The 17,798-nt window shown below is 63.9% G+C and carries 17 protein-coding genes; 14 read left to right on the top strand and 3 right to left on the bottom strand.

What is annotated here, in order from left to right; translation table 11 throughout:
• The first annotated feature begins 308 nt into the window (after positions 1-308).
• From clpS to AC3QL2_RS16050, 10 genes are all read left to right on the top strand, one after another.
• Positions 309-617, top strand: coding sequence for an ATP-dependent Clp protease adapter ClpS (gene clpS / locus AC3QL2_RS16095; RefSeq protein ID WP_374485506.1), 309 nt, complete (start codon positions 309-311; stop codon positions 615-617).
• Between the two features lies 1 nt (position 618).
• Entirely contained in the window at positions 619-2,895 is a 2,277-nt protein-coding gene (gene clpA / locus AC3QL2_RS16090; protein WP_493231516.1) for an ATP-dependent Clp protease ATP-binding subunit ClpA, read from the top strand.
• Positions 2,896-2,976: 81 nt separating this feature from the next.
• Positions 2,977-3,456 carry a ribonuclease E activity regulator RraA gene (rraA, locus tag AC3QL2_RS16085; protein ID WP_493231514.1) on the top strand — a complete coding sequence of 160 codons (480 nt, stop codon included), beginning with the start codon at positions 2,977-2,979 and terminating at the stop codon, positions 3,454-3,456.
• A gap of 308 nt (positions 3,457-3,764) precedes the next feature.
• Positions 3,765-5,078, top strand: a complete 1,314-nt coding sequence (gene aceA / locus AC3QL2_RS16080) for an isocitrate lyase (protein WP_481121314.1) — start codon at positions 3,765-3,767, stop codon at positions 5,076-5,078.
• Between the two features lie 144 nt (positions 5,079-5,222).
• Positions 5,223-6,086 (top strand): DMT family transporter, encoded by an 864-nt coding sequence (locus AC3QL2_RS16075; RefSeq protein ID WP_493231512.1) that lies wholly within the window; start codon positions 5,223-5,225, stop codon positions 6,084-6,086.
• Positions 6,087-6,147: 61 nt separating this feature from the next.
• Complete coding sequence (locus AC3QL2_RS16070; RefSeq protein WP_481115603.1) at positions 6,148-6,510, top strand: SpoIIAA family protein; 363 nt, start codon at positions 6,148-6,150, stop codon at positions 6,508-6,510.
• 13 nt (positions 6,511-6,523) lie between these two features.
• Positions 6,524-7,381, top strand: coding sequence for a sulfurtransferase (locus AC3QL2_RS16065; RefSeq protein WP_493231510.1), 858 nt, complete (start codon positions 6,524-6,526; stop codon positions 7,379-7,381).
• Positions 7,382-7,442: 61 nt separating this feature from the next.
• Complete coding sequence (rpiA, locus tag AC3QL2_RS16060) at positions 7,443-8,105, top strand: ribose-5-phosphate isomerase RpiA (protein WP_493231508.1); 663 nt, start codon at positions 7,443-7,445, stop codon at positions 8,103-8,105.
• A 71-nt stretch (positions 8,106-8,176) separates the two neighbouring features.
• A complete protein-coding gene (gene phoU / locus AC3QL2_RS16055; protein ID WP_493231507.1) occupies positions 8,177-8,875 on the top strand; it encodes a phosphate signaling complex protein PhoU in 699 nt (232 codons plus the stop codon).
• A 151-nt stretch (positions 8,876-9,026) separates the two neighbouring features.
• Positions 9,027-9,794, top strand: a complete 768-nt coding sequence (locus tag AC3QL2_RS16050; protein WP_493231505.1) for a flagellar brake protein — start codon at positions 9,027-9,029, stop codon at positions 9,792-9,794.
• Positions 9,795-9,865: 71 nt separating this feature from the next.
• Here the strand turns inward: AC3QL2_RS16050 and fliE are convergent, their stop codons facing one another.
• From fliE to AC3QL2_RS16035, 3 genes are all read right to left on the bottom strand, one after another.
• Entirely contained in the window at positions 9,866-10,186 is a 321-nt protein-coding gene (gene fliE / locus AC3QL2_RS16045; RefSeq protein ID WP_493231504.1) for a flagellar hook-basal body complex protein FliE, read from the bottom strand.
• Between the two features lie 62 nt (positions 10,187-10,248).
• Positions 10,249-11,646, bottom strand: coding sequence for a sigma-54-dependent transcriptional regulator (locus tag AC3QL2_RS16040; protein WP_493231502.1), 1,398 nt, complete (start codon positions 11,644-11,646; stop codon positions 10,249-10,251).
• 35 nt (positions 11,647-11,681) lie between these two features.
• Entirely contained in the window at positions 11,682-12,785 is a 1,104-nt protein-coding gene (locus tag AC3QL2_RS16035; protein ID WP_493231500.1) for a sensor histidine kinase, read from the bottom strand.
• A gap of 153 nt (positions 12,786-12,938) precedes the next feature.
• Between AC3QL2_RS16035 and fliF the strand changes: the two genes are divergently transcribed.
• From fliF to fliI, 4 genes are read left to right on the top strand one after another with little or no spacing between them, the layout of a single operon-like run.
• On the top strand, positions 12,939-14,648 hold the full coding sequence (gene fliF / locus AC3QL2_RS16030) for a flagellar basal-body MS-ring/collar protein FliF (RefSeq protein WP_493231499.1): 1,710 nt from the start codon (positions 12,939-12,941) through the stop codon (positions 14,646-14,648).
• Positions 14,632-15,633 (top strand): flagellar motor switch protein FliG, encoded by a 1,002-nt coding sequence (gene fliG / locus AC3QL2_RS16025; RefSeq protein WP_493231497.1) that lies wholly within the window; start codon positions 14,632-14,634, stop codon positions 15,631-15,633. The genes fliF and fliG overlap by 17 nt, the downstream gene beginning before the upstream one ends.
• 15 nt (positions 15,634-15,648) lie before the next feature.
• Positions 15,649-16,389: a flagellar assembly protein FliH gene (locus AC3QL2_RS16020; protein WP_493231496.1), complete on the top strand. Its 741-nt coding sequence runs from the start codon at positions 15,649-15,651 to the stop codon at positions 16,387-16,389.
• Positions 16,389-17,792: a flagellar protein export ATPase FliI gene (gene fliI / locus AC3QL2_RS16015; RefSeq protein ID WP_493231494.1), complete on the top strand. Its 1,404-nt coding sequence runs from the start codon at positions 16,389-16,391 to the stop codon at positions 17,790-17,792. Before AC3QL2_RS16020 ends, fliI begins: the two co-directional genes overlap by 1 nt.
• The last annotated feature ends 6 nt before the right edge of the window (positions 17,793-17,798 follow it).

Genomic DNA, 17,798 nt, shown 5'->3' with positions numbered 1-17,798 from the left:
CATATCTTGTAATACGCGACGCAAAGCCCCGTCGCTTCTAACTTGGCGCGAACACAGTTTTGCTTTTACGTGACTTGATTGAGGCCGTCAACGCATTTATGAACCGGCACGGTTGTTGCAACACAACATGCGAGCAGGTTCAATTTGTCGCGTTCAATCCCATTTCGGGTCGAAGCATCTGTTTTTTCGCGACTTAATTCCCTCTTGCAGCGCACCATGAAAAGTACCAATGCGCTGCCCCAGGTTCCCCTGGATGGGCGTGCGGGGTGGCTCTTGCACAATCATCGGGGTTGTTTAGAATGGTTCGCATGGTCATCAAAAAGCAGGAAGAGTCGGTTCTCGATACAGAGGTCACGCGGGTCAAGCCGCCACCGCTGTTCAAGGTCATGCTCCTTAACGACGATTTCACCCCGATGGATTTCGTGGTGACCGTGATACAGAAATTCTTTGGAATGGACCGCGAACAAGCCACGCGGATCATGCTCAAAGTGCACAGAGAGGGCGTTGGTGTATGCGGAGTCTTCCCGCGGGACATCGCAGCCACCAAGGTCGAGCAGGTCATCGCGTACGCACGCCAGAACCAGCACCCCTTGGCTTGCGTCATGGAGGAAAACTGAAATGATCGCGCAAGAGCTTGAAGTCAGTCTGCACATGGCCTTTGTCGAAGCCCGGCAGAAGCGCCATGAATTCATCACCGTGGAGCACCTCCTGCTTGCGCTCCTCGACAATCCTTCCGCCGCCGAAGTGCTGCGCGCCTGCGCCGCCAAGACCGACGAGCTGCGCAAGGAACTGACGAACTTCGTCAACGAGCACACGCCGAAGGTGGAAGGCACCGAAGACATCGACACCCAGCCCACCCTCGGCTTCCAGCGGGTCATCCAGCGGGCCATCCTTCACGTGCAGTCGTCCGGCAAGAAGGAAGTCACCGGCGCCAACGTGCTGGTGGCGATCTTCGGCGAGAAGGACTCCCACGCTGTGTACTTCCTCCAGCGGCAGAACATCTCCCGCCTGGATGTGGTGAATTTCATCTCCCACGGCATCACCAAGACGCCGCAACAGGGTGCGAACCCGGCGCGTCCGTCGGGTGACCCCGAACAAGGCGAGCAGGAACAGGAAGGCGCAAGCCCCGGCGGCGCCCTCGACAACTACACGCAGAACCTCAATCAGCAGGCCTTGCTCGGCAAGATCGACCCGCTGATCGGCCGCGAAAAGGAAGTCGAGCGCGTCATCCAGACCCTGTGCCGCCGCCGCAAGAACAACCCGTTGCTGGTCGGCGAAGCCGGCGTCGGCAAGACCGCGATCGCCGAAGGCCTAGCGCGCCGCATCATCGAAGGGCGCATTCCGGACATCCTGGCCGACGCCCAGGTCTACGCCCTCGACATGGGCGCTCTGCTCGCCGGCACCAAATACCGCGGCGACTTCGAACAGCGCCTGAAGGCCGTGCTGAAGCAACTGGTCGAACACCCGAATGCGATCCTCTTTATCGACGAGATCCATACGCTGATCGGCGCCGGCGCGGCCTCGGGCGGCACCCTCGATGCATCCAACCTGCTGAAGCCGGCCCTGTCGTCCGGGCAGCTAAAGTGCATCGGTGCGACCACCTACACCGAGTTCCGCCAGATCTTCGAAAAGGACCACGCGCTGTCCCGTCGCTTCCAGAAAGTGGACGTCGTTGAGCCCTCGGTCCCCGAAACCGTCGAGATCCTCAAGGGCCTCAAATCGCGCTTCGAGCAGCACCACGGCATCAAGTACTCCGCTTCGGCACTGTCCAGCGCGGCAGAGCTGTCGGCCCGCTATATCAATGATCGTCACCTGCCCGACAAGGCCATCGACGTCATCGACGAAGCCGGTGCCGCCCAGCGCATCCTGCCCAAGTCGCGCCAGAAGAAGCTCATCGGCAAGGCAGAGATCGAGGAAATCGTCGCCAAGATCGCCCGCATCCCGCCGCGCAGCGTCTCCAACGACGATCGCGCCTCACTGAAGACCCTCGAACGCGACCTGAAGAACGTCGTGTTCGGCCAGGATGCAGCCATCGAAGCCCTCGGCAAGGCCATCAAGATGTCCCGCTCGGGCCTCGGCAATCCGCAGAAGCCGATCGGCTCCTTCCTGTTCAGCGGCCCGACCGGCGTCGGCAAGACCGAAGTCGCCCGTCAGCTCGCCTACACACTGGGCATCGAGCTGGTGCGCTTCGACATGTCCGAGTACATGGAACGCCATGCGGTGTCCCGCCTGATCGGCGCGCCGCCGGGCTACGTCGGTTTCGACCAGGGCGGCCTGCTCACCGAGCAGGTCAACAAGAAGCCGCATTGCGTGCTGCTCCTCGACGAAATCGAAAAGGCCCACCCGGACATCTACAACATCCTGCTGCAGGTGATGGACCACGGCACCCTGACCGACAACAACGGGCGCCAGGCGGACTTCCGCAACACCATCATCATCATGACCACCAATGCCGGTGCGGAAACCATGCAGAAGGCGGTCATCGGCTTCTCCGCGAAGCGCGAGCAGGGCGACGAGATGTCCGACATCAAGCGCCTGTTCACGCCGGAGTTCCGCAACCGTCTGGACGCGATCATCTCCTTCAAGAACCTGGACCACGACATCATCACCCGCGTGGTCGAGAAGTTCCTGATGCAGCTGGAAGCTCAACTGCACGAGAAGAAGGTCGATGCCCACTTCACCGACAAGCTGCGCGACTGGCTCGGCGAGAAGGGTTTCGATCCGCTGATGGGCGCCCGCCCGATGGCTCGTCTGATCCAGGACACCATCCGCTCGGCTCTGGCCGACGAGCTGCTGTTCGGCCGCCTGGCCAACGGTGGCACGGTCACCATCGACCTGGACGATGATGGCAAGGTGAAACTCGTGTTCGAGGAAATGGTGGAAGCTACGGTATAGTTTTTTCCAACCAAGCTTTGCACCTTTGACGGGCGGCTGAAAGGCCGCCCGTTTTCATTTCACCGCTCTGATGGAGTCACCATGGAATTCCAGACCACCGATCTCTGCGACGCCAACGAAGGCAAGGTCCGCGCTGTCGCCCCGATGTTCCGCAGCTTTGGCGGCAAGACCCGCTTCTCCGGCCCGATCCGCACCCTGAAGGTCTTCGAGGACAACGCGCTCGTGCGCTCGACCCTCGACACCCCGGGTAACGGAAATGTGCTAGTAGTGGACGCCGGTGGCTCCCTGCGCTGTGCGATGCTCGGCGACCAGCTCGCCCTGCTGGGCGTCAAGAACGGCTGGGCCGGCGTGATCATGTATGGCAGCATCCGCGACTCGGGCCCCATCGCCGGCATGGACATCGGCGTCTTCGCCCTCGCCACGCACCCAATGAAGAGCATCAAGAAGGGCGCCGGCGACGTGGACATTCCCGTCACTTTCGGCGGTGTCACCTTCGTTCCCGGGCAGTGGCTGTACGCCGATGAAGACGGTGTGATCCTGTCGGAAACCCCATTGCTGTAAACCCGTAGAAGGAACCGCAGCGCAGCGAGGCTCCATTTCATAATCGCCGACACAGTTTCACCATATAAAAACAGGAGCCCAAGCTCCTGTTTTTTTTGATAAATTTATTTCTTATATCTTATATAAGACCTATTGCTGCCATGCACGATCATCCCTATACTTTCTCTCACTGATCGACGTTTCCGAAGCGCTCCAAAGCCTACGGCAGCAGGATCAAGCGGCTCAGGAGTGAGCGTGAAGCACAGCCCGCAAGAGCAGACTTCCGCCCCCCGGCTTCCCCTCCCCACTTGGTTAAAAAAGGATTACGTATGTCTCTGACTCGCGAACAGCAAATCGCCGCTCTCGAAAAAGACTGGGCCGAAAACCCCCGCTGGAAGGGCGTCAAGCGCGGTTACTCCGCCGCTGACGTCGTGCGCCTGCGTGGCAGCCTGCAGCCCGAGTACACCCTGGCCCAGCGCGGCGCCAAGGTCCTGTGGGACAAGGTGAACGGTGGCGCCAAGAAGGGCTACGTGAATGCTTTCGGCGCCATCACCGCCGGCCAAGCCATGCAACAGGCCAAGGCTGGCCTGGAAGCCGTGTATCTGTCCGGCTGGCAAGTCGCCGCCGACGGCAACACCTCCGAAACCATGTACCCGGACCAGTCGCTGTACGCCTACGACTCCGTGCCGACCATGGTTCGCCGCATCAACAACACCTTCAAGCGCGCTGACGAAATCCAGTGGTCCCGTGGCATCAACCCGGGCGATGAAGGCTTCATCGACTACTTCCTGCCGATCGTTGCTGACGCGGAAGCCGGTTTCGGTGGCGTGCTGAACGCCTTCGAACTGATGAAGAACATGATCGCCTCCGGCGCTGCCGGTGTGCACTTCGAAGACCAACTGGCTGCCGCCAAGAAGTGTGGCCACATGGGTGGCAAGGTGCTCGTGCCGACCCGTGAAGCCTGCGAAAAGCTGATCTCCGCGCGTTTCGCTGCCGACGTGATGGGTGTCCCCACCCTGATCCTGGCCCGTACCGATGCCGAAGCCGCCAACCTGATCACCTCCGACTACGACGAGAACGACAAGCCGTTCCTCACCGGCGAGCGCACCCAGGAAGGCTTCTTCCGCGTCAAGAACGGTCTGGAACAGTCCATCTCCCGTGGCGTGGCTTACGCTCCGTATGCTGATCTGGTCTGGTGTGAAACCGGCGTGCCCGATATCGGCTTCGCCCGTGAATTCGCCCAAGCCGTGCTGGCCGCCTGCCCGGGCAAGCTGCTGTCCTACAACTGCTCGCCGTCCTTCAACTGGAAGAAGAACCTCAACGACTCGCAGATCGCCTCCTTCCAGGAAGAACTGTCCGCACTGGGCTACAAGTACCAGTTCATCACCCTGGCCGGCATCCACGTCAACTGGTACAACACCTTCAAGTTCGCCCAGGCCTATGCCGGCGGCGAAGGCATGAAGCACTACGTCGAAATGGTTCAGGAGCCGGAATTCGCCGCTCGCGAACAGGGCTACACCTTCGTGTCCCACCAGCAAGAAGTGGGCACCGGTTACTTCGACGACGTGACCACTGTGATCCAGGGCGGCTCTTCCTCCGTGAAGGCGCTGACCGGTTCCACCGAAGAAGAACAGTTCCACTAAGAAATCCGGTTGCCGGCATCCCTCGCCGGCACGCTTGGTTGAAAACCCCCGCGAGCGCGAGCCCCGGGGGTTTTTCACGTTTGCGCCGGGCCCGGACTCGTTCATTCAGTAAAATGCAGGGGTTCACTTTCACCGAAGCTCCCCATGCAATCCCTCTGGATGATCGTCGCCAGCCTGTTGTTCGCCTGCATGGGGGTGTGCGTCAAACTCGGCTCCGCGCTGTTCTCCACCGGCGAACTGGTCTTCTACCGGGGTCTCGTGGGCTTGCTGATGATGATCGTCCTGCTGCGCCTGCAAGGCACGTCCGTCGCCACGCCGCATTGGCGCCTGCAGCTGTCGCGCGGCCTGTCGGGCACCATCGCGCTGATGTGCTACTTCTTCTCTCTCAGCATCCTGCCGCTGGCCACCGCGGTCACCCTCAACTACACCTCCCCGCTGTTCGTCGCCCTGCTGCTGGCGCTGTGGTTCAAGGAGCGTGTCAGCACCGCGCTGTTCGGCGCCGTCGGGCTCGGCTTTCTCGGCATCGTCCTGCTGCTCAAGCCAACCCTGCAGCCCAGCCAATGGGTTGGCGCGCTCAGTGGCCTGGGAGCCGGCCTGATCTCCAGCCTCGCCTACGTCAACGTCCGCGAGTTGGGCCGCGCCGGCGAACCGGAAGCCCGCACGGTCCTGTGGTTTTCGCTGACCACCTGCGCTTTTGGCCTGCCGTGGGCCCTGCTCGCTGGCGGGCTTCACCCCATCTCGCCGGAAGGTGCGGCCATCCTGCTCGGTGTGGGCGGCTTCGGCGGATGTGCCCAGCTCGCGATGACCCGAGCCTACCGCTACGGCAAGACGCTGGTTTCGGCCAACCTGGCCTACAGCACGGTTGTCTTTTCGAGCCTGTTCGGCGTGGCATTGTGGCAGGAGCACCTGCCATGGACATCCGTGGTGGCCATCGTCGTCATTATCACCAGCGGCATCCTGGTCTCGCTGGCCTCCCGTAAACCCGCACCGGTCCTGGAGGCCGATTGAAGCGGGACGCCATACGGCGCTACACTGCGACCATAGAGTCAGCCTAGAAAGGAAGCAGGCGATGATCACCACCGACCACAAAGACAAGCGGATCAACGTGACGGTCTTTGGCGAGTTCACCTTGGCCGACTACAAGGAATTCGAGGAGCTCGTCAATTACAAGGTGCAGTTCGAAGGCCCTGTCAGCCTCTTCTTCGACCTGCGCGAGATGACCGGCTTCACCGTGGACATGGCCCTCGAGGAAATCCGCTTCGCCCGCGCACACGCCCACGACTTCGCACGCATCGCGATCGTCACCGACGACCAGTGGGTCACCTGGAGCGCCTGGCTGTCGCAGATCTTCGTCGACGCCGAAGTCCGCGTCTTCGAAGACGCAGACGATGCCGAAGCCTGGCTCGGTGGCATTCCCTCGCCGGTTGCCTGAGAGCGTTCGCACCGTGCTGCCGATTTTCACGACGCTCATCACACCGCAGGAGCTGGCCGAATCGGCCAACACCACGTGGCGCCTCTTCGATTGCCGTTTCGACCTGCGCAACCCGGATTTCGGGCGGCAGGCCTACGCCGACGGGCATCTGCCGGGCGCTTTCTTCCTCGATCTTGAAGAAGACCTGTCAGGCCCCTGCACGGGGCTGAACGGGCGCCATCCGCTGCCCGATCCACAGCTGCTCGCCGACAAGCTGGGCGCCCTCGGGGTTTCCGCCGACACCCAGGTTGTCGCCTACGACGACGTCGGCGGCATGTTCGCCGCCCGCCTGTGGTGGCTGCTGCGCTGGCTCGGCCATGATCGTGTCGCCGTGCTGAACGGTGGCCTGCAGGCGTGGATCGGCGGATGCCACCCGCTGACCACCGAGCAAGTCGTCGCAGACGCATCGCGAGCCTTTGGCGTGAATCTGCAAGCCGCCATGAAGGTGGACGCCAACTACGTACTCAGCCACCTGCACAGCCCGGACATGCTCCTCATCGACGCCCGCGCGCCAGACCGTTTCCGTGGCGAGAACGAAACCCTCGATCCGGTCGGCGGGCACATCCCGGGCGCGATCAACCGCTTCTTCAAGGACAACCTCACCCCGGACGGCAGTTTCAAGCAGCTGTCGGAACTCCAGGAGGAGTTCGGCGCGCTAATCAAAGGCGGCGACGCACGCAACGTGATACTGCAGTGCGGCTCAGGCGTCACGGCCTGCCACAACCTGCTGGCCATGGAGGCCGTCGGCCTCGACGGTGCGAAGCTCTACGCCGGATCCTGGAGCGAATGGTGTGCCGATCCAGCCTGCCCCGTCGCCAGCGGCCCCACCTGATTGCGCGTCGGATGGGCGCTGCCCCGGTTAAAATCACGCTTTTGCCTTCCGGCTGCACATCATGACTCAGGACGAACTCAAGCAACAGGCCGCGCTGCGCGCGCTCGACTACGTGATCGAAGGCGAAGTAGTCGGCGTCGGCACCGGCTCGACGGCCAATTTCTTCATCGATGGACTGGCCGCCCTCAAGGACCGCATCGCCGGCGCGGTCCCCTCCTCCGAGGCATCGGCCCGCCGCCTGGCCGCCCACGGCATCCGTCTGCTCGACCTGAACGACGTCACCTCCCTGCCGGTCTATATCGACGGTGCCGACGAGATCGACCACTCCCTGGCAATGATCAAGGGTGGCGGTGGCGCTCAGACCCGCGAGAAGATCGTCGCCGCCGTGGCCGACAAGTTCATCTGCATCTGCGACGCCTCCAAGCGGGTCGCCCAGCTCGGACGTTTCCCGCTGCCGGTGGAGGTTATCCCGATGGCCCGCGCCCAGGTAGCCCGTGAGCTCACCCGCCTCGGCGGCCTGCCGGTCGTCCGGGAAGGCTTCGTCACCGACAACGGGAACCTGATTCTCGACGTGCACGGTCTCGCCATCAGCGATCCCGTCTCCCTCGAAACAACCATCGACGGCATCGTCGGTGTCGTGACCAGCGGCCTCTTCGCCAAGCGTGGCGCCGACGTGCTGCTGCTGGCCAGCGCCGAAGGCGTACAAACCTTCGAACGGGCCTGATTGACACAAAAGGATCATCATTCCCTGCTAGCCTTCGGCAGTTTTCATTGCCTTCAATCACAGGACTTGCCATGACCGAGCACACCTCCAAGAAGTTTGATTCCGAACTGGAAGGAATCCGCAACCGGGTTCTCCAGATGGGGGGCATGGTCGAACTGCAGATCGTGAAGGCGATGGAAGGCCTTGGCGAAGGCGATCTGCTGCTGATCGACCAGGTCATCGAAAACGACAACCGGGTCAACATCCTGGAAATCGAACTCGACGAAGCCTGCAACCAGGTCATCGCCAAGCGCCAGCCCACGGCGGTCGACCTGCGCATGATCAGCACCGTGCAGAAGACCATCACCGATCTGGAGCGCATCGGCGACGAAGCCAAGAAGATCGCCAAGACGGCCAAGCAGCTGCATACCGGCGGCGCTTCGTTCATGCCGCAGATCCGTCTCGGCCACATTGCCGACGCAGTGGTCGACATGCTGCGCACGTCGCTCGACGCCTACGCCCGCCTCGACACCGTCTCGGCCGCCCAGGTGGTCCGCCAGGACAAGGAAGTGGATGCCGAATTCAAGGGCATCATGCGCCAGCTGATCACCTACATGATGGAAGATCCGCGCACCATCTCCCAGTCCATCGAACTGATGTTCGTGGCCAAGTCGGTGGAACGCATCGGCGACCACGCCAAGAACATCGCCGAGTACGTGGTATACATGGTCAAGGGCCGCGATGTCCGCCACACCAGCCTCGAAGAAATCGAGCGCGAAGCCACCCGCTGACCGCCAGCAGAAAAGCTTCGCAACGGGCCCGGCGCCTCACCGCCCGGGCCCAGCTTGTCATTTGCGGGAACAGGGATCGCACAGCCGCTCAGACCATGGGGCGGACTGTTAAAATCGGGCTACTCCTTCCGATCGCGGATCCACCGATACCATGCCGCTCAAGTTCGAACTCCTGCAGGCCGACGACTATTCCCGCTATCTGCTGCGCGGGAAGACCGACATCCTCTACAACCTGCGTGGACTCCTGCACAAGCGGTCGATGGTGAGCGTCTTCATCGACGCCAGCGCGGACTCCTTCCTGAGCGCCATCCTGGCGGTCACGCCGGACGAGCAGCACCTGATCCTGGATTCGACAAACGACGAAGCCATCAACCGGCGGGTCGAGTCAGCCGAACAGCTCATCTGCGTCACCCAGCTCGACAAGGTCAAGATCCAGTTTGCCGCCCGCAGGATAGAGCGCTTCCCATTCGAGGGTCACGAGGCCTTCCGTGTCCCGGTGCCTGACGTCCTCCTGCGCCTGCAGCGGCGCGAGTATTTCCGCCTGACCACACCGAGCCAGCAAGGCCTGTCATGCCTGATCCCCGTCGGAGAGGACGGGGCCGACAAGACGGTTTCGATGGAGGCCAACGTGCTCGACATCAGCGGCGGCGGACTGGCGATCGTGATCCCCCCCAACGGCGCGCAGTTCTCCGCCGACATGGAATTCCACGACTGTCGCCTGATGCTGCCGGAAGTCGGCCCGATCGCAGCCTCCCTGCGGGTACGCAACGTCTTCCGCATCACCAATCGGGATGGCAGCACCACCATCCGCGCCGGTTGCGAGTTCATCAACCTGTCCAACAACATGGCCTCGACGATCCAGCGCTACATCCTGAAGGCCGAGCGCGAACGCAACGCGCGGGAACGCCACCAGCTCTGATCTCAAGGGACGCCGCACAAACAAAAAAGCCGGCAATGCCGGCTTTTTTTCATTCTCACGGCAAGGTCCAGTCAGACGGACATGTTCATCATGTCCTGGTAAGCAGTGACCAGCTTGTTGCGCACCTGCACCATCTGCTGGAAGGACAGGTTGGCTTTCTGCAGATTGACCATGACATCCTGCAGGTTCACGTTCGGGTCGCCGGACGAGAATCCCTTGGACATTTCCTGGGCCTGCATCTGGGCCGAACTGACCTGATCGATCGCACTCTGCAGAACCTGGCCGAAATCAGTCTCGCCGGCCGCGCTCGGCGCCTGGGCAGGCTTGCCCGACGCCACCTGCGAAGTGGCGCGCAGTTCCGACAACATCTGATCGATCCCGCGGGTATCCATGGTTCGGCTCCTTTTTCTCCACTATAGCAGAGCAAAGCACGTGCCAAGCAAGGGCATCAAGCTCAGTCGCTGAAAAGGCCTTCCTCCCGGTACTGCTGGAGCTTGTAGCGCAAGGTCCGTTCGGAGATGCCAAGCTGCGCCACTGCACGCTTGCGCGACCCTCCGACCTCCTTGAGCACCTGCAGGATGTGCTCCCGTTCCAGATCCTTCATGTTGGCGGGACGGGGCGCCTCCTTGTTTGCCGGCAGCGCCTCCACGGCAAAATTTGCCACCTCGCCGGCAAACGCCGCCGGCAACGCCGGGGTCGGCGGCACCAAGCGCACTGGCTCGCCGTTCCAGTGCGGCAGGCAAAGGCGGATCGTCTCCGCCGACACGGCCTCTCCGCCGCTGAGGATCAGCGCACGCTGCACGGTGTTTTCCAGTTCGCGCACGTTGCCCGGCCAATGGTAGGTGACCAGCACCGACTCCCCTTCTGACGACAGGCGCGCAATGCGCTTCAGGCGCTCGCCGTGCATCGCTGCAAAATGGCGGGCCAGCGGAATGACGTCACCGGGACGCTCGCGCAGCGACGGGATCTGTAGCGGAAAGACGTTCAGCCGATAGAACAGATCCTCACGGAAACGGCCGGCCGCCACCTCCTTGGTCATGTCCCGGTTGGTCGTGGCCAGCACGCGGATGTCGAGGGGAATCGCCTTCTTGCCGCCGACGCGCTCCACCTCCCGCTCCTGCAGCACCCGCAGCAACTTAGCCTGCAGGCCCAGCGGCATCTCGGAAATCTCGTCGAGCAGCAACGTGCCGCCTTCCGCCTGCTCGAACTTGCCGGCCTGCGAAGTGGCCGCACCGGTGAACGCCCCCTTCTCGTGGCCGAACAGCGTCGCCTCCAGCAGGGTGTCGGGAATCGCCGCACAGTTGATGGCCACGAAGGGACCGTTGCGGCGCGAAGAATGTTCATGCAGGTACCGGGCAAAGACTTCCTTGCCGGTCCCCGACTCGCCGTTCAGCAGCACCGTCGCATCGGTTTCCGCCACCTTGTCGGCCAGCGCCAGGAGCTTGCGGGTGTGCGGATCGGCCGCCACCATGCCCTCCGCCTGGCGGGTCCGTGCGTAGCGCTGCACGTGCTCCAGCAGCAGCTTGGGCTCGAAGGGCTTCATCAGGAAATCGCAGGCCCCGCCGCGCATCGCATCCACCGCCTTTTCCACGTCACCAAAGGCGGTCATCAACAACACCGGCAACTGGGGCACGCGCTGGCGCAACTCGGCCAGCAACTGCAGGCCATCCATCGGTTGCATCTTCAGATCGGACAGGACCAGGTTGAAGGCCTGCTGCTCCACTTCGAGCAGCGCGGCAGGCCCGTCGCCGACGCCGGTGACCTGGTGGCCTGCGACCTCCAGCGTCAGGCACACCGCGTCGCGCAGGGGAGCATCATCTTCGACAACCAGGATGTTCAGGGTATCGGACATTGGACTTCTCTCTAAAACTGGGGTGCAACTGGGCGTCAGCCGCCCATGGCGAGGGTCAGGGTGAAGGTGGTGCCACGGCCCGGCTCGGACTGGATGCCGATGTCGCCGCCGTGGGCACGGGCCACCCCCCGTGCGATCGCCAGACCCAATCCCGTACCATCGGGTCGCGTTGTAAAAAACGGCTCGAAAAGCCTCGACTGAAGGGCTGGATCGACACCCTTTCCGGTATCGGTCACGCTGAAACGCACCAGCCCACTGTCGAGTGCCGCGTCGAAACGGATGCCGCCGCCGGCTTCGGTCGCCTGTACGGCGTTCTCCAGCAGGTTGGTCAGCGCTCCGGTGATGGCCTTGCGGTCTCCCACCACCTGCGAGGCACCGCAGCCGCAGGCCGGCTCGAAGACCAGACCCTTGGCACGGGCCACGGGCTCCAGCGTCTGCGCCAACTCGGCCACCAGATCGCAGATGGCGAAGGGCTCGCGCCCCAGCGCCTCACCGCGTGCAAACAGCAGCATGTCGCGGATCAGCTTTTCAAGATGCCGCAGACGCTCGATGGCCCGGTTGCCGATCCGTTCCCGGTCGGCTGGCCCCATCTCCTGCTGGACCAGGGTCGCCGTGTAAAGCAAGGCAGCGGACAGCGGCGTGCGCAGCTGATGGGCCAGCCCGGCAACCATCTCGCCCATCGCGGCCAGGCGCTCCTGACGTTCTGCCGTCAGACGCATGCGATGGGCCTCGGTCACGTCGGTCAGCAGCACGATGTGGCCGTCGCCGGACTCCAGCGGCGCATCGACGCGGGTGACCCGCAGGGTGTCGCCGTCGCTAACCAACTGCCACTCGCCCGGCGTCTCGGTTGGCTGCAAATGCGCCGCGCAAAAAGCTTCCCATGGCACGCCGGCCAGCGAGCTCGCGAACATCGCCTCGACGGCCCGATTGGCCTGCACCACCTGCCCTTCGCGGTCGAGGACCACCACCCCGGCCGGCAACGCGCCCATCAGCACGCTGAGACGTTCGGTCAGCTGGCCGACCTGGGTCTGCAGGCCGGCGTAGGCACCGGTCAGCGCCTCCGAAGCCTCGCTGAACTGGCGAAAGGCTTCGGCCAGCTGGCGGGCATCGAGACGGTCGTCGATGGCGGGCAAGGTCATGGGTAATCCGGGGCGTTATTCACCGCTTCGCAGCTTAGGCCCCATCGTCGTGCGGCAAGGCGGCAAATAGGCGGCAAAAAACGCCGCTTATCGCTGCCTTGAAACGCCTCTTGTGAAGGACAATGCGGGCATCCGATAAGAGGAAGTGTGTCCATGGCAGCAGAAGACGCCGCCGCCGCTCCCGTACCGCCGCCCGCTTCGCCGCTGGCCCAGGTTCTGGAGAACATCCGCAATCTGTCCCAGCGCCAGAAGATCGCAGCCGGCGCTGCGCTGGCGTTCGGCATTGCGTTGATCGTCGGCGTACTGCTGTGGAGCCGACAGCCAGAATACTCCGTGCTGTTCTCCAACCTCGCCGAGAAGGACGGCGGTGCCGTCGTGGCCAGCCTCCAGCAGCAGAACATCCCCTACAAGTTCTCGGACAACGGCAACGCCATCCTCGTCCCTGCCACGCAGGTCCACGACCTGCGCCTGCGCCTCGCCGCCCAGGGCATCCCCAAGGGCGGGCTGGTGGGTTTCGAACTGATGGAGAACCAGAAGCTGGGCCTGTCCCAGTTCCACGAGCAGATCAACTACCAGCGCGCCCTCGAGGGCGAGCTGTCGCGCACCATCTCGTCCATCGCCAGCGTCGCCGGCGCCCGCGTACACCTCGCCATCCCGAAGCAGACCGCCTTCCTGCGCGACGAGCAGAAGCCCACCGCGTCGGTAATGGTCAACCTGCATACCGGCCGCGCCCTCGATCCCTCGCAGATCGCCGGCATCGTGCACCTGATCGCCTCCAGCGTCCCCAACCTGACCAACGACAACGTCAGCGTGATCGACCAGGACGGCAACCTGCTCACCAAGAAGCCCGACCCACTGCGCGGCAGCCTCGACGCCAGCCAACTCAAGTACACCCACGAACTCGAAGAAGGCTACATCGAGCGGGTCAATTCGATCCTCACCCCGCTCTACGGCAAGGGGAACTTCCGCGCCCAGGTGTCCGCCGACGTGGATTTCAACCAGACCGAGCAGACCGCCGAAACCTACCGCCCGAACCCCTCGCCGGAACAGGCCATCCGCAGCCAGCAAAGCAACGAGAGCCAGACCCGCGACCAAGGCCCACAGGGCGTGCCGGGCGCGCTGACCAATCAACCGCCGGTCCCCGCCACCGCGCCGGTCACCACGCCGGCGGTGCCGCCGACCACAGCCAGCGGCCAGGCCCCACTAACTTCCACCAAGAGTGCCACCATCAACTATGAAGTGGACAAGACCATCCAGCACACGCGCAAGGCCCTCGGCCAGATCAAGCGCCTGTCGGTGGCGGTGGTGGTCAACAACAAGGAAGAAAAGGACAAGAACGGCAACGTCAAATCGGTACCGATCACCGATGACGAGCGCCAGCGCGTCGAAAACCTGGTACGCGAGGCTGTCGGCTACAGCAAGGACCGGGGCGACACCATCAGCGTGGCCAGCAGTGCCTTCGTCGTCTCCGACAAGGACCTGCTCGAAGCCCCGTTCTGGAAAGACCCGGACAACGTCGCGCTGTTCAAGGAGCTCGCCAAGTACCTGGTCATCGCCGGCGTGATCGCCTTCGTGGCCTTCGGCGTCATCCGCCCGCTGGTCAAGCAGGTTCTGCCCCAGCCGGAGGTGAAGGAGGAGGAAGAAGGCGAAGGCGCCTCGGCACGGGAAGGCGAGGAAGGCTTCGAAGGCGAAGAAGGTGAGGAAGGCGAGGACGGGGCCCATGTCGCCCTGTCGCCGGAAGCCGCCGCCCGCCTCGCCTATGACGAGAAACTCGCCAAGGCGCTGGCCCTCGCCAAGGAGAATCCGCGGATGGTGGCCAATCTGATCAAGGAATGGATGGGAGCCAATGAGCAGCAACGATGAAGGACTGGAAAAGGGTGCCTTGCTCCTGCTGACCCTGGGGGCCGACGAAGCCGCCGAGGTGCTCAAGCAGCTCGGCCCGCGGGAAGTCCAGAAGCTCGGCGCCTCCATGGCCTCCATGCAGGCCCAGCCGCGCGAACGGGTCGAGGGCATTCTCGATGAGCTGATCGCCTACGCCGACAAGGGTTCGCCGATCGAGGCCGACCACGAGCACATCAAGGCAATGCTCACCAAGGCCCTCGGCGACGAGCGCGCCACCCACCTGATCAGCCGCGTGCTGCAGGGCTCCGACACCGCCGGCATCGAGAGTCTGAAGTGGATGGACGCCGCCACCGCCGCCGACATGATCAAGAACGAGCACCCGCAGATCATCGCCACGATCCTGGTGCACCTGGAGTTCGACCAGGCCGGCGACATCCTCAAGCATTTCACCGATCGCCTGCGCAACGACGTCCTGTTGCGGATCGCCACCCTCGACGGCGTCCAGCCGGTCGCCCTGAAGGAGCTCAACGAAGCTCTCACGCGCATGCTGTCGGGCGCATCGGCGGTCAAGAAGACCGCCATGGGCGGCGTCCGCCACGCGGCCGAGATCCTCAACTTCGTCGGCTCGGCGGCGGAAACCGCCATTCTCGACAACGTGCGCGAGTACGACCCGGACCTGGCCCAGAAGATTCTCGACGAGATGTTCGTCTTCGAGAACCTGCTCGACCTGGACGACCGCGGCATTCAGACCCTGCTGCGGGAAGTCCAGAGCGATTCGCTGGTGGTGGCACTGAAGGGCGCCCCACCCGAGCTGCGCGAGAAGATCTTCAAGAACATGTCCCAGCGGGCCGCCGAAATGCTGCGGGAAGACCTGGACTCCCGCGGGCCGGTACGCCTGTCGGAGGTCGAGGCGGAACAGAAGGAAATCCTCAAGACCGCCCGCCGCCTGGCGGAGGAAGGCCAGATCGCCCTGTCCAGCAGCGGAGGCGACGATGCCTTCGTCTAAGCACGAGGCCCACCGATGAGCATGGACCGACACCAGGCCGTCGGTGTCTACCGGCGCTGGCTGCCTCCCTCCTTCGATGAGCCCGCCCCCCAGGAGCCGGCGCCGCTGGAAGCCGAGCCGGCCATCGAGCCCCCTGTCATCGAAGCGCCGCCGTTCGAGCCGGCCCCGGAACCGGAGCCGCCCCCCCTGCCCGACATGCTCCCGGACGACATGCTGGACGAGGACACCACGGTTTTCCAGTTCCCCACCGCCGAGGACATCGAGCGCATCCATGAAGAGGCCCGCAAGGAAGGCTACGCCGCTGGCTACGAGGAAGGCACGGCCCGCGGCCGCATCGAGGCCATGCACTTCCACGGCCTCGTCGAGGGAATGGAAAACTCGCTGACGACGCTCGACCAGGAGGTCGCCGAGGAGATTCTCGCCATGTCTATCGAACTGGCCCGCCAGATGGTGCGCCACACCATCGCCACCCGGCCGGATACGATCACCGATCTGTTGCGCGAAGCCCTCGGGCAGATGCCCCAGACCCACGCCCAGCTCCACCTCAATCCGGAAGACGTCGCCATGGCGCGGGACTATCTCGGCGAGCACATGGCCCACGCCGGCCATCGGCTGGTCGAGGACGCCAGCATCGCCCGTGGCGGCGTGCGCATCGAAGCGACCGGCAGCCAGATCGACGCCACCGTGCAGACCCGCTGGCGCCGCATCATGGACAGCCTCGGCCGCGACATCCCGTGGGATGGAGAAGAGCCCTGATGAATCACGGCACCGAAACCTGGCGCACCTTCCTGGACGATGCCCGCAAGCTCGTCGGCGCCACATCGCCGTACCAGGTGGCCGGCCGCCTGACCCGCATCAACGGCCTGGTCATGGAAGCCTCCGGCCTTAAGCTGCCCCTCGGCTCGGGCTGCAAGATCGTCATCCCGGGCGGCAGCTCGGTCGAGGCCGAGGTCGTCGGCTTCAACGGTGAAAAGATCTTCCTGATGCCAACCGATGACGTCTTTGGTCTGTCGCCGGGCGCCCAGGTCTTCCCCCTCGAACCAACCCAGCCGCCGCTGATTGCCGGCGAGCGCATCGAGCCGCGCCGCCGTGCCTCCGACCGGGCCAAGCACCTGCCGATGGGCGACGAACTTCTCGGCCGCGTCGTCGATGGCGCCGGCCGCCCGCTGGACGGACTCGGCCCGCTGAACACCCGCCATTCCCGCTCCCTTCAGTCGCGCCCCATCAACCCTTTGCAGCGCGCCCCGATCAGCCAGTCCCTCGACGTCGGCATCCGTGCCATCAATGGACTGCTGACCGTCGGCCGCGGCCAGCGGATGGGCCTGTTCGCCGGCTCCGGCGTCGGTAAATCGGTGCTGATCGGCATGATGGCGCGCTTCACCGCCGCCGACGTGATCGTCGTCGGGCTGATCGGCGAACGGGGCCGCGAAGTGAAGGAGTTCATCGAGCACAACCTGGGCGCCGACGGCCTGGCCCGTTCCGCGGTCATTGCCGCACCGGCCGACTGCAGTCCGCTGATGCGCCTGCAGGGCGCCTCCTATGCCACCACGGTGGCCGAGCACTTCCGCGACCAGGGCAAGCAGGTCCTGCTGATCATGGACTCCCTGACCCGTTACGCGATGGCCCAGCGGGAAATCGCACTGGCCATCGGCGAGCCACCGGTCACCCGCGGCTATCCACCATCGGTGTTCGCCCGCCTGCCAGCCCTCGTCGAGCGCGCCGGCAATGGCCCGGAAGGCGGAGGATCGATCACCGCCTTCTACACTGTGCTGGCGGAAGGCGATGACCAGCAGGATCCGATCGCCGACTCGGCGCGCGCCATTCTCGACGGCCACATCGTGCTGTCACGCAGCCTGGCCGACCAGGGACACTACCCGGCCATCGACATCGAGCAATCGATCTCGCGGGCCATGCACAACCTGGTCAAGAGCCAGCATTTCGATGTCGTGCGGCGCTTCAAGCAGCTGTTTTCCCGTTACCAGCGCTCCCGCGACCTGATCGCGGTCGGTGCCTACCAGGCCGGTGCCGACCCGATCCTCGATCAGGCGGTGGCCATGTACCCGCGCCTGGAGGCCTTCCTGCAGCAACGCATCGATGAGTGCGAACCCTATGACTCCGCGGTCGAGAAGCTTTACACACTCTTCGGCGCGGCGCCGTAACACCAC

The organism is Zoogloea sp. GW822-FHT05C07, from assembly GCF_058800215.1.
The sequence above is the reverse complement of the archived record's forward strand: the minus strand, read 5'-3'. Positions and strand labels throughout refer to the sequence as shown.